Source organism: Tenacibaculum aiptasiae (genome assembly GCF_008806755.1).
Lineage (GTDB): Bacteria > Bacteroidota > Bacteroidia > Flavobacteriales > Flavobacteriaceae > Polaribacter > Polaribacter aiptasiae.
In genome coordinates this window covers 32,356-45,998 of record NZ_WAAU01000011.1, presented here as the reverse complement: position 1 = coordinate 45,998, position 13,643 = coordinate 32,356, and the positions used below count along the sequence as shown (strand labels likewise).

Below are 13,643 nucleotides of genomic sequence, written 5' to 3'. Positions count from 1 at the left end.
AAGTTGTATATGGATAGTGCTTCAATTCGAGGTTTTATAACACTTATTTTAATATTTATAGCACTATTGCTTTCGGCATTTTTACTCACTGTAAAAACTAAAAACAAAACAAGTAATCAGTTAATGGCTATTTACTTTATTGTTTTTTCTATTCATATTAGTGTTTTTTTTTATGCTAATTATGTACAAGTACCGGTTACTTTAGATATGCTTCGAGATCAAATCGGATTTCTAGCTAGTCCGCTTCTATATTTATATGTAGTATCCTGTATTTATTCATATTTTAAACTTCAGCCCAAGCATTTGTTACATCTTATTCCATTTGCTATTGAATTACTTATTTATTTTCCTAATTTCTATTTGGCTTCTAAAGAACAGCAAATTGAGTTTTATAATAATTACTACTCTAATATTGAAACAAAAATATCTTTAGTTTATGGACTTTTGGTTTCAATAGTTTATTTGGCTTTCATATTTGTTGAATTAAAAAAATATAAGGAGTTATTGTTAGAAAACTATTCATCTATTACAAATTATAATTATAAATGGTTATTTCAATTGGCTAGTATTAGTGTTGTTTTAATTTCTCTTTCATTAATTAAAAGTATTTATAAATTATTTGGTTCAGATGAAGAAATATTGGACGTTATGCGAATTATAACAACATTAGTCCTACTTGGATATTTATGTTGGATTGTTTTGAAAAGTTTATATCAACCAGAACTGTTTAGAGGAATTGACACCAAACATCAATTAGTTAAAAACTTTTTAGAAGAAAAAACTAAGGATACAAAAGAAGAAGTTTTAGAAGAAGTGTCCGTAGTAAAAAAGTTTATGGAAGAAGAAAGACCTTATTTAAATTCATCTCTTACCATTCATAATTTGGCAAATCAAATGAATATTCCTTACAGAGATTTATCAATATTAATAAATCATAATATAGGACAGCATTTTTTTGAATTTGTAAATGGATATCGAATTAACAGAGCCAAAGAAATTCTTGAAAATCCGGAAAATAAGAAGTTAACCGTACTAGAAATTTTATATGAAGTAGGTTTTAACTCTAAATCTTCTTTCAATACAGAGTTTAAAAAACAAACAGGATTAACACCAACTCAATATCGGAAAAAACATTTGTAGTCAGGTGTTTATGATAAAGTCGAACGTTTGTGTGAGATAGTCAAACCAATTTATTCATGAAAAAATAGTTCGACTTTATGCATTCGGTCGCAAGCAATTTTAAATAGCTACAATTTTGCTCTCAAATAAAAAGTATATTCATGAGAGTTAAAAGCATTTTCATTTTAGCATTATTATTTCAAGCTATAAGTTTAACAGGACAGATAAAGATTACAGGTAAAGTAACAGAAGGTAATGAGCCGATTGTTTTTGCCAACGTTATTTTACAAAGTTTAGAAGGAAAAATTATTAAAGGAACTACAACTATAGATAATGGTGAGTTTTCATTATCCGCTCCAAAAGGAACCTATAATTTAAGAATAAGTTTTATTGGTTTCTTAGAAATAAAGAAACAAGTAAGTTTAAATACAGATATAGATTTAGGAACTTTAATATTAAAGGAAGAGAGTAGTAGGTTAAATGAAGTTGTAATTAGATCGAAGAAAAGATTAATAGAACAAAAAACAGATAGATTAATTTTTAATGTAGAAAATAGTGTGTCTGCAAGTGGAGGTGATGCTTTAGACGCGTTAAAATTAGCTCCTGCTATTACAATCCAAAACAATCAAATAAGTATGGTTGGAGGAGAGGCAACCAGAGTAATGGTTGATGGACGTTTGATTCAACTTTCTGGAGAGGAATTAGTGTCTTTTCTAAATTCAATCTCAGCAGATGATATCAAGAAAATAGAAATTATAACCAATCCGCCAGCCCAATATGAAGCATCTGGAGGAGGTGGAATAATTAATATAGTATACAAGAAAGGAAGAAGGAATTCTTGGAAAAACACAACTTCATTTTCTTATAATGTAAATACTTATGGTTATGGAACATTGCGAAATAATTTCTCATACAATAAAAATAAAATTCAACTAAATGCTTCGATTAATACTACAAGAGGAAGTTTAAGAAACTTAGAAAGAAGTGCTACTTTTTTTCCAAAAAGTACATGGAAGGTTGGCATTGATTCAAAAGATACTAGAAAAAATAATTCAGCTAGGTTGTCTATAAACTATTTATTGTCAGATAATATTGAAATAGGAGGGCAATATCTAGGAAGTTTTAATAGACCTTTTTCTGATGCCCCTGGAACAACTGAGTTTTATAATGAATCTAACCAATTAGATAGTTTATTGGTAAAAACTGAGCCTAGACGCAGAAGTATAAACAACAATATATATAATGCTCATATAATTGCTAAACTTGATACTATGGGGAGAAAACTAACTGTAGATTTTGATTATTTTAATTATGAAAATAAACTAGAAGCGGATGCATTAGTGAATACTTTTTCTCCTTCTGGACAATTTGTAAGGGTAAATCAATCAGTTAAAAATATTACCAATCAAGCAATAGATAACTATAGTATAAAAGCAGATATGTCTCATCCTATTGATAAATTGGATTTGTCTTATGGTTTTAAGTTTAGTTTCATTAATACAAAGAATAAATTAGATAATTTTAATACAATAACTAATGTGCCTGTATTAGATACCAATTTATCTAATGAGTTTGAATATGAAGAAAATGTGCAGGGTTTTTATGTAAATGCTTCAAGAAAAATTAGTGATAAATGGAATTTGCAAGCTGGTCTTAGAATAGAAAATACTGAAACCAGAGGTTTTTCTGAAACTTTAAACCAAGTAAATAAGAATAGTTATACTAAGTTATTCCCTTCAGTATTTGTATCTTATAATAAAAACGATAACAATACATTTTCATTTAATTATGGAAGAGGTATCAACCGCCCAAATTATAGAGATTTAAACCCTTTTAGAAGCTATGTGAATAGTAATGTATACTCAGAAGGAAATCCATTTATTCAACCTGCGTTTATTGACAGATTTACTTTTACTCATAATTACAAAGGTAAGTTTATAACTTCTTTATATTTTAGTTATACATCTGATGGTTTTGGTACATTATTTTCTGCCGAACCTGAAAATAATATTCAAGCAGTTATAAGAAGGAACTATTATAATGGGACTTATTGGCAACTTTCAGAAATGTATAATGTTCGTTTTACAAGTTGGTGGAAGAGTCAAAATTATGCACATATTTCAGGTGTTAATGCTAATGTATTTGAAGATTTATCAGCACCTGTTAAGAATGGTATTCAATTTAGATTCTCAACGAACAATACTTTTACATTATCAGAAAATACAAGTGTACAAACAGATTTCTTTTATCAGCCAAAATCTAGTTCAAATATTTACGAATTAGGAACGATGTACGGATTGAGCTTAGGAGTTAAAAAAACATTCTTAAAAAAGCAGTTACAAGCAGCTGTTTTTGTGAATGATATTTTTGACAGTGCTAGTTTAAATAATTTGACTTCTGAAGTAAATGGAGTTAAAACAATTTATGACCAGAATTATAGTAGTAGATATTTACGTTTTTCAATATCCTATAGTTTTGGAAATAAAAAAATAAAGACTAGAAATCGTGGTTTTGGAAATAGTGAAGAACAGCAGAGAGCAAATTAGCATAAAAAAAGGGAGTTTTTTAAACTCCCTTTTTTATATTATAACAAATGATAATGAATTAAATCATTTCAACTTTTCCAGTAGTTAAAGAGTAAACTCCACCTACTATTTTAATTTCACCATTATCTTCCATTTCTTGTAAAATTTTACTTCTTTGACGGATACGATCCATAGTTAATTTTACATTGTTTTCTACAGTCTTAGCTACAAAAGCACTATTTGTTGAATTAGCTTCACCTTCTACTTGTTCTGAAGCTAATTTTGCAGCAGGAACAATATTATCTAACATTGCAGTAATATTTCCTAATTCTACTCCATCACAAGCAGCTTTTACAGCACCACAACTTTCATGACCTAATACAAAAACTAATTTACTTCCTGCTACAGCACAAGAGTATTCCATACTTCCTAAAATATCCACGTTTTCGAAGTTACCAGCTACACGAGCTACAAAAACATCACCAATAGTTTGGTCAAAAACCATTTCTACTGGTACTCTTGAATCTATACAAGATAATATTACAGCTTTTGGAAATTGACCACCAGTTGTTTGTTCAACTAAGTCAGTTACGTTAGATGCTGTTAAGTTATTGCTAGTATAACGGTTGTTTCCGTCTAATAAGTCTTGTAATACAGAATCAGCTGTTAATTCTGCTTGCACGTCTTTTGTAATAGCTACATTTCTCATAAAAGTATTTTTATTTTTTTAATTATTAATTTTTATGTTTTGTTTTACCCAAACCATACAATCGTCAAAAGACTCAAAAATATGATCTTCTGATATTAAATCTGGGATAATATCAATTCGTTCCATCATGTAGCGAGGTTGCTTTAATAAACCAACAAAAAGTACCTGTACATGCGTTCCGTTTGATTTTAAATCTTGAATCGTATCTTCCATGGCATATAGCCCAGATTGATCCATATACTGCATTCTGTCTAAACGCATAATTACAGAGGTTGCAGTTTTAGGAATTTGTTTAGTTAACGCTTGAAAATCACTAGTAGAGCCAAAAAATAGAGGTCCTTTAATGTGTTTTACAAACAAATGTTCTTTCAATTCCTCAGGGAAATCTTTTTCATCTTTCCAAGCCTCTTCTTTTTTCAGTGATTTTACATCTGAGCGCTCAGCTGTTAAGTCACCTATTTTCTTCATAAACATTAAAGAAGCTATGACTAAACCAATACCTACTGCATATACTAAATTCCAGAAAGTAGAAAGTACTAATACCACTAGCATAATAATTACCTCAGAACTCAGTTTTAAAGGTCCAAACTTAGCATCGCGTGGTAAGTTAGGTATAGCTTTTAGTCCTTTGTAGTCCATAACACCAATACCAACAGTAATTAAAATTCCTGCTAAAACTGCTGCAGGTATTTTTGAAGCTATTGGGCCTAGTCCTAGTAAAATAACTAATAGCATTATACCAGCTATCATACCAGACAATTTAGTTTTACCACCAGAGTTTATGTTTACTACTGTACGAATAGTAGCTCCAGCTCCAGGAATACCTCCAAAAATTGAAGCAATAGTGTTACCAATACCTTGTCCTATTAATTCTTTATTTGGTTTATGCTTTGTTTTAGTCATATTATCAGCTACAACTGATGTTAATAAAGAATCTATAGCTCCTAATAAAGCTAAGGTTAAAGCAGTAAATACATAAGGTGTAATGCTGGATATGGTAAAGTTTGTGAAAATTTCCATGTTTGGCATTGGAAAACCGCTTGGGATTTCTTCAATAGGTCTGTAGTTTAAACCAAAACCTAAAGCAATACCAGTCATAACTATTAAAGCAACTAAAGTACTAGGAACGGCTGTTGTAATGCGTTTAAATCCATAAATAATGAATATGGTTCCTAAAGCTAATATTAACTCTAAGAAGTTAATATTTTTTAAAGCTCTTGGCAGTACTTTAAAAGTACCTAAAACACCTGAAGCTTCTTTACCTGCTAAAGTTTTACTTTCTTTTAATATATCAGCTTGTGTTATATTTTCAGCTCTATTAATAGTTTCTTTGAAATCTTCAAGAACTAAAATACCTTCACCAGCTTCTTCTTTTAAAATATTATCTAAAATTACTTCTTCTGCTTGTGGTTTAAATTGCTCAACAAATTCTGCGTCTTCTTTAGCATAATAACCTACTGAAGGTAAAATTTGTGTAACCAAAATTATAACTCCAATAGCGGTCATAAAACCAGAAACAACAGGGTAGGGTATATAACGAATATACTTACCTAAACCTAAAACTCCCAGTCCAATTTGCATTAAACCAGCTAATAAGAAAACAGTTAAAATTGTTGGTAGTGCTCTACTAACATCTCCGTCGTTAGCAGCCAATATACCTGCAATAACAACCATACTTACAGCAGTCATTGGCGCTGTAGGCCCAGAAATTTGAGTATCTGTTCCTCCGAAAAGTGCTGCAAAAAAAGCAATAAAAATAGCACCGTATAAACCAGCACTAGGTCCCAAACCAGATGAAACACCAAAAGCCAAAGCTAGTGGTAATGCTACAATTCCGGCTGTAATCCCTCCAAAGAGATCACCTTTAAGATTTGAAAATAGTTGTTTCATATATTTTTAGTTGAGTAGGAATAAATATACTAAAAAAACTGTAATAGATATCTACTCACGTTTGGGACTGATTTATTGATTTTAGTAACTTAGATTTAATATTTTAATTGGCAACTACTAATGAAACATTCATTTTATTAAGTAGTTTGTCAAATGATTTTGTAGACTTTGGATTAACCATTTCTCTATCTACCAATATTAAATTGGCATCATTTGAATTAACTACTTGAAAGTTTTTTAATGGTTTATTAGCATTTTCAATAATTTCATTAATAAATTCATTATTGTGCTGTTGCTCTATTTCATTATATAAGCCTAATGAGATTTCATTTTCTGGTTGAAGTTCACTCTCAGTTGAGGCTATAATAATTGTTTTGCCTTTTTTCTTTAATACGTGCTTACTAATCTTATCGCCTAAAGCACTTATGCTTTTACTTCTGCGCTTTCCAATTACAATAATATTTGGATTGGTATTTTCTAAAAAAAGGTCAATTTCATTTTTAATATTTCCAAAAGTAAATGAAGAGGTAATATTGATATCATACTTTTTAGAAAATTCAGAAACTAATTCACTAATTTCTTTATTAGTTTGAGTGAAGTTAGAGTTAATGGCTCTTTTTGCTGATAATTGATTATCAGTAACTACAACATCAGTTGGCTTTTTTACGTGGAAAAAATGGATGCTAGCATCTGTTTTTTTTGCCAAGCTAATAGCTGTTTTTAATGATGTTGCCGTGCTATCCTTTAAATCAGATAGCACGACAATTTTATGTTTAGGGACTGCCATTTTTATGAAGCTTTTGGTCTTAGTTTAAAAAACTCAATAAAACTAGCAGGGTTTTCTACTATACCTCTTTCAGAAATTAACTTAATGTCAATGTTTTTCTCTTTTGCTTTAAAGGCAAAATCTTCAAGAATTTCAATAATGTCATGGTCTAAGAATCTAGTTTGTCTTACGTCTAATTCTAAATAAGAATTTTCAGAAAGATTATCTAATTCTTTTAAAATAGCTCCTTTGTTAAAGAAAGTAACTTCTTCAGCTAAAGACATTTTTATTTTGTGAACACCGTTACTCTTGTCTTCTATATGTAAAAAGTGAGAGTTTTGGTAACTCTTAAATAAGATAACAACAATTCCAACTGCAAGACCTAAACCAATACCTAATAATAAGTCACCAGTAACAACCATTGGTAATACTGTAGCCATAAAAGGAATAAATTGTTTCCATCCTAATTTATACATGTTGATAAATGTAGCTGGCTTCGCTAATTTAAATCCAACAATTAATAATACTGCAGCAAGAACTGATAATGGAATTTTATTTAATAAAGTAGGAATTAAAATTACAGAGATTAATAATAAAATACCATGTACAATTGCAGACATTTTACTTTTACCTCCTGATTGAATATTTGCAGAACTTCTTACAATTACTTGAGTTACTGGTAATCCTCCAATTAAACCAGAAATAATATTACCAGCACCTTGTGCTAATAATTCTCTGTTGGTAGGAGTTACATTCTTATCTGGATCTAATTTATCTGTTGCTTCAACACATAATAATGTTTCTAAACTTGCTACTACTGCAATAGTGAAAGCTACAATCCAAACATCTTTACTTCCAATTACAGCAAAGTTTGGAAAAGTAAATTGACTTAAGAAAGAATCAACACTTTCTGGAACAGGTACACTTACTAATTGTTTAGCGCTGATTGCTAATGACTCGTTTCCTTGAGTTACAACGAAGAAGATAATACCAACGATTACAGCCACTAATGGACCTTGAACTAATTCGAATATTTTACCTTTTTTAGATAATACTTGTTGCCAAAGGATTAAGATTCCTAATCCAATAACACCAACAATTGTAGATCCCATACTTATGGCATCTAAAGAAAAACTTGTAGCTGATTTATCGTAACCAAAGAAGAAAGGTATTTGTTTCATAATAATTATGATTCCAATACCAGTTAACATTCCTTTAATTACAGATGAAGGGAAATAATAACCAATAACTCCTGCTTTTAATACTCCAAGAATTAATTGAATAATACCTCCTAATACAACTGCTACTAAAAAGTTTTCAAAGCCTCCTAAAGAAGCAATAGAAGTTAATACTATGGCAGCTAAACCAGCAGCTGGTCCACTTACTCCTATTTTTGAGCCACTAATGGCTCCTACAACGATACCACCAACAATTCCTGCTATTAAACCAGAGAATAGTGGAGCACCACTGGCTAATGCAATACCTAAACATAATGGTAATGCAACAAAAAATACTACGATACTAGCGGGTAAATCGCTTTTAATTGTTTTAAACATAGACGTGATTTTAACCTAGGGTTATTTTTAATTTAAATTATATATAAATGAAATTTAAGTGCTGTGATAAATGCACTTTTGAAAAAATATTTTATTACTTCCTTTTTTAAGTAATTAGTTAAAAAACTTACAGTTAAATTGTTTGTTTTGAAATGTGTATTATTTTTAAAAAGGACATTAACACGATTTTCAAGGTTTGTTATTTTAGGCCTTGATTATGAATAAGGTATGTTAAAAAACATCTGATAGATGTTAGTAATAAGTAATATTTATGAAAATTCTGGAGGTGGAGATTCTAGACTTCTCGATATAGAATTATACTTATTTGAGATGTAAGTATTTTTTTCATCTCTACAAGGAAGTGTATAAGAAGATGAAAACTCATTTGAAAACTCAATGATTTTTATTTCATTTTTTTCAGAATTCTCATTGTTTTCAGCATCTTCCTCTATGTCGATTGCTAATGATGACTCACAAAGTTCTTCTGTAATGCTATAATACGAAGGAATAGCTACTGAGGCTAGTAGTATTATAGTGAGTAGGTATACAAAGAAGTTTTTGGTCATTGTCGATTTTTTGACGAAAAACAAATATAAAAGATATGAATTAATAAAGTGTTAAATAAATGAAAATTTATAAGACTTTGATAACCTTACTCTTTACCCAACCAATTTTACCATCTGCTAATTTGATTTTCTTCCAATCGTCCACAGCATCTAATACTTTAATTTTTGTTCCTTCATGTAAAGTAAATATAGCATCCGAATCATCAGTAGGAGCATTTTTTATTTCTACTTCTTCATTAAAAACAATTGCTTCAATATTACTCTTTGACTGATTGTATTGTGTAAAAGTTATTGCTAATGTTGTTATTAAAAGAATAAAAGACAAAATACTAGTTGTAAAAAAGAGTCTTTTTTTACTTGGTGTATACGAAAAGTAGAACATTAGGAATAAAAAAGATGCTACAAAAGACAGTAATACTGTAATAACTGCCCAAGTATCATAAGATAATTTTTGTAAGAAATTATCATTGATTTTTTGAAAAATAGATTTAGGTAATTCTTCTATTCTATCTAATGTTAATCGTTTTGCTATAATTAAATTGTTTTGAGCATCCTCATTTAAAGGATCTAGTAAAAGAGCCTTTTCATAATTGTAAATTGAAGGAGCTACTTGATTTAATTTATAATAAGCATTCCCTAGGTTAAAGTATAATTCAGAAGAAACTTTACCCGAGTTTTTAATCTCATCATACAACTTAATAGCTTCTGAATATTTTTTTTCTTTATATAACGTGTTTGCTTTTGCAAATGTGTCATTTACGGCTTGGGCTAGCACAAAATGTGCTGTAAAAAACAATAATATTACAATAATTCTTTTCATTATAACTGTTTGTCTAATTGTGTAATTACTTGTTTTGCTTTCTCGTATTCTTCTTTCATTTGCACGTTGGTAATTGGAGTATAACGAGCAAAATCGCAATCGTTTAAAACATCGATAAAACTTTTTATAGTAGAAGTATCAATTTGTTTACTGTCTAATAAATCGGTTATTTTATCACTACTAATGTCAGAAGTTTCTACGCCTAATTTAGCTTTTAAATAATTATGTAAAGCTCTTTCTAGGGCTTCATAAAAAGCTTCTTTATTTCCTAGTTGTTTTTGAGCTTCCGATAAATATTTTTTAGCAAGTTTATCAGCTTTTCTCAACTTATTCCCAATTACATCACCATCACGTTCTTCTTTTTTCTTGTAAATATAAATTCCTACAGGAATTAAAATAATAGGTAATAATAACAAAATGTAAAATACAGTTGATTTGAAAAAATCTGAGTTATCTATAGTTTCTAAGTTCGTAGACGATTGAATATACCTAAAATCGTTTCCTGTAACTTTTATATTTTGTTTTGCAACCGATTTATTATCAGTTGCTATTGGTAATTCCTTACCTTCTAAAACATCAACATATAAATCTTCTGTAGTTATGGTTTGATAAACTTTTTCTTTTGGGTTGAAGTAAGAAAAACTCGTTTTTGGAATTTTATACTTTCCTTTAAATTCAGGAACTACGGTATAGTTGTCAGTTACAGATCCTTTTAAACCAGATGAAGTTATACTAACATTTTCTTTTCTTTCAGGTTGATATACTTCTAATTCCTTAGGTGTTTCTATTTTAGGAAGTTCAAATAGTTTTAAGTTTCCTTTTCCATTTACAGTTACTTTTATTTTAGCTGATTCGTTAGCTTTTAAAGTAAGTTTGTTTAAAGAAACATCAAAAGAAAATTCTCCTACTGCACCCGTAAAGTCTTCTGGTTTATTTTCAAGAGGTAATGCTTTGGCTCTAACTACTTTTTTTGGAGAAGAAAACTCTTTCCTTACCTGTTTTGTAATAACATTTCCAAAAAAATCGGCACGACCAGTTGGTACAGCTACTATAATATCCATTTTCATAGGGTCTATAGTTAGTTTACCGTCTTTTGTTGGGATTAATAAAGCTTTATGTAATACAGCATAACGATATCGTTCTCCATTGTATTTTCCAATTTTTACAGGAGTGCCATTTCGTTTAATTTCTTGATTCCAAAAGCCATTGTACTGTGGCGCTTCTGTAATAGCGTTATCGTAAATACCTACGTTTTCACTAAAATATAAACGATATTCAACATATATTCCTTCCCCTACATATGGGTTTGATTTAGATAATTCGGCAACTAGATGGATGTTCTGTTGCGCTATGTAGTTAGGGTCATTAGGGTTTTTAGGCAGTTCAACAGCATCTAAAACAATAATTTTAACTGGGTTAGATTTTATTGTTTCTCCATCAATTTCTATGGTAGCAGATGGTAAGTTGAATTCACCTTTTCTTTTAGGTTGAAGAATATAAGAATATGATTGAGAAAAAGATAGTTTTCCGTTGATTAAAGATTGACTAACTGCTTGACTTGGCCCACCTACAACTTTAAAGTTTTTGAAGTTAGGTGCTTTAAAATTATCAGCACCTTGTTTGTTAATAGTAAATTCAACACGTAATCGTTGATTAACGCCTAGTTTATTTTTACTAACTGATGCTTTTAATACAGAATCTTGTGCATTAACACTAAGTGTAATAAAATAGATTATTAACGATATGTATAGTTTCAACTTCATATTCAGTTTTAAAAAATGCAAAAATAATTAAGATTTTATAAGTTGGTAAATTACCAGTCTTTTTCTTGTTTTACCTTTCTTCCTTTGGATTTTTTAACATTCATTTTCTTTTGTGTCTTTTTCTCTTCGTTGTTTAAACTTTCTAACAATTGCTTCATTTGCTCGGGAGACATTTTTCCTTGTTGAGGCTGAGGCTTTTGCTTTTGGTCTTTTTTGTCGTTTTTATTAGGCTGTTTATTCTGATCTTTATTTTTTTGATCCTTATTCTCGTCCTTTTTATCTTTATCCTTGTCGTCGCCTTTTTTGTCTTTATTTTTATCTTTTTGCTTGTCTTTGTCGTCCTTGTTTTTTTGATCTTTCTTATTCTGATCTTTTTTGTCTTTATTCTTATCCTTGTTGTTCTTTTGGTTTTGTTGCTGCTTTTTTAATTTCTTTTGTGCAACAGCCAAATTATAACGAGTTTCATCGTCACCAGGATTTCTTCTTAAAGCATTTTTAAAAGCATCAACAGCTTGTTGATATTGTTTTTGCTCCATCATTGCATTTCCAATATTGTGGTATGCTTCTGCTTGAGCAAATTTATCTTTTGATGTTTTGGTGGTTACTTCAAATTGAGCAACAGCTTCTTTGAATTTTTTGGCTTGATACAAGGTGTTTCCATAATTGTAACTAGCTTTTTCATATTTACTATTTTTACCTAAAGCTTTACGATAGGCAATAGCAGCATCATCAAATTTTTGTTTGTTGTATAATTTATTTCCTTCACGTAATAAAGCTCTTGCTTCTCGCTGTAGTTTTAAAGTATCTTGTTGTGCGTTGCTGGTAATAACAATAGCAAAAAACAGCACTAAAAATAAAACATAATGTAAACTTTTCATCTTCATTTATTTTTTAGATTCTTCGTTAAATAAGTCTACTTTCTTTACCCACTTCGTTTTTCTTTCGAAGAAAAATAAATCAATAATTAAGAAAAATAAACCAATTCCTAAAAACCATTGGAATTGATCTTTATAATCAGAAAATTGCTTGGTTTCGAATTCGCTTTTCTGAGCATTCGCTATAATGTTTTCAATGGTGTTAACTGGGTTTTCAGTTTTGTTTCCATCAATATATTCTCCATTTGAAGCTTCTGCAATACCTTGTAAAACATCTGGTTTTCTTTTAGTAATTACAGTTTCTCCTTTTCTATCTTTTTTATAACCAATAAGCGCGCCATTTAATTTGATAGGAATTGGCCCTCCTTTTTCGGTACCTACACCTATGGTATATACTTTTACACCTTCGTTAGCTATGTTTTGAGCAATTTGCTTTGTTTCTTCTTGATGATCTTCACCATCTGAAATAATAATTAAAAAACGATTGGTTTGTTCATCATTATTATAATATGTTTTGGCTAAGGTTAAAGCTTCATTAATAGCAGTTCCTTGACTTGAAACCATATCAGGATTTGCGTTTTGCAAGAACATTTTTGCAGCTGCATGGTCTGTAGTAATAGGTAGTAAAGGATAAGCATTTCCGGCATAAATAATGATACCAACTCTGTCACTTCCTAGTTTGTTTATTATTTTAGAAATAATCTGTTTCGATTTTTCTAATCTATTAGGAGCTATATCTTCTGCCAACATACTCTTAGATACATCAAGAGCGAAAACAACATCAACACCTTCTCTTTTTACCGTTTTTAATTTAGTCCCCATTTTAGGGTTTACTAGAGATATGATTAAAAAAGAAACTCCAATGATAAAAAACACCAATTTTAAAACAGATTTGAATGTAGAGGTGTTTGGAGCTATTTTATTTAATAGTTCTTTGTTTGTGAATTTTTTTTGAGTTCTTTTTTTCCACCATAAAACCAACAGAAAAACAACAATTATTACAGGAATAATTGCAAAAAAGGAAAAATATATTGGTTCTTCTATACGATACATT

Annotated in this window: 11 protein-coding genes; 2 read left to right on the top strand and 9 right to left on the bottom strand. The window is 29.7% G+C overall.

Annotated elements, in window-relative coordinates; genetic code table 11:
• Window positions 1-9: 9 nt before the first annotated feature.
• A complete protein-coding gene (locus F7018_RS07065) occupies window positions 10-1,140 on the top strand; it encodes a helix-turn-helix domain-containing protein (protein ID WP_150899342.1) in 1,131 nt (376 codons plus the stop codon).
• Window positions 1,141-1,280: 140 nt separating this feature from the next.
• The gene (locus F7018_RS07060) at window positions 1,281-3,665 is read left to right on the top strand and encodes a TonB-dependent receptor domain-containing protein (protein ID WP_150899341.1); all 2,385 of its coding nucleotides are present in this window, start codon (window positions 1,281-1,283) and stop codon (window positions 3,663-3,665) included.
• A gap of 58 nt (window positions 3,666-3,723) precedes the next feature.
• On the opposite strand, the gene F7018_RS07055 is transcribed toward F7018_RS07060, so the two are convergent.
• From F7018_RS07055 to F7018_RS07015, 9 genes are all read right to left on the bottom strand, one after another.
• Window positions 3,724-4,353 carry a carbonic anhydrase family protein gene (locus F7018_RS07055; RefSeq protein ID WP_150899340.1) on the bottom strand — a complete coding sequence of 210 codons (630 nt, stop codon included), beginning with the start codon at window positions 4,351-4,353 and terminating at the stop codon, window positions 3,724-3,726.
• An 18-nt stretch (window positions 4,354-4,371) separates the two neighbouring features.
• Window positions 4,372-6,243: a SulP family inorganic anion transporter gene (locus tag F7018_RS07050; protein ID WP_150899339.1), complete on the bottom strand. Its 1,872-nt coding sequence runs from the start codon at window positions 6,241-6,243 to the stop codon at window positions 4,372-4,374.
• Window positions 6,244-6,346: 103 nt separating this feature from the next.
• Window positions 6,347-7,030, bottom strand: coding sequence for a universal stress protein (locus tag F7018_RS07045; protein ID WP_150899338.1), 684 nt, complete (start codon window positions 7,028-7,030; stop codon window positions 6,347-6,349).
• Window positions 7,031-7,032: 2 nt separating this feature from the next.
• Window positions 7,033-8,565 (bottom strand): SulP family inorganic anion transporter, encoded by a 1,533-nt coding sequence (locus F7018_RS07040; protein ID WP_150899337.1) that lies wholly within the window; start codon window positions 8,563-8,565, stop codon window positions 7,033-7,035.
• Window positions 8,566-8,834: 269 nt separating this feature from the next.
• Window positions 8,835-9,131, bottom strand: coding sequence for a hypothetical protein (locus F7018_RS07035; protein WP_150899336.1), 297 nt, complete (start codon window positions 9,129-9,131; stop codon window positions 8,835-8,837).
• A gap of 67 nt (window positions 9,132-9,198) precedes the next feature.
• Window positions 9,199-9,951, bottom strand: a complete 753-nt coding sequence (locus F7018_RS07030) for a tetratricopeptide repeat protein (RefSeq protein ID WP_150899335.1) — start codon at window positions 9,949-9,951, stop codon at window positions 9,199-9,201.
• Entirely contained in the window at window positions 9,951-11,714 is a 1,764-nt protein-coding gene (locus tag F7018_RS07025) for a BatD family protein (RefSeq protein WP_150899334.1), read from the bottom strand. Before F7018_RS07025 ends, F7018_RS07030 begins: the two co-directional genes overlap by 1 nt.
• A gap of 50 nt (window positions 11,715-11,764) precedes the next feature.
• Complete coding sequence (locus tag F7018_RS07020; RefSeq protein WP_150899333.1) at window positions 11,765-12,592, bottom strand: tetratricopeptide repeat protein; 828 nt, start codon at window positions 12,590-12,592, stop codon at window positions 11,765-11,767.
• Window positions 12,593-12,598: 6 nt separating this feature from the next.
• Window positions 12,599-13,642 carry a VWA domain-containing protein gene (locus F7018_RS07015; protein ID WP_175578680.1) on the bottom strand — a complete coding sequence of 348 codons (1,044 nt, stop codon included), beginning with the start codon at window positions 13,640-13,642 and terminating at the stop codon, window positions 12,599-12,601.
• Between the last annotated feature and the right edge of the window lies 1 nt (window position 13,643).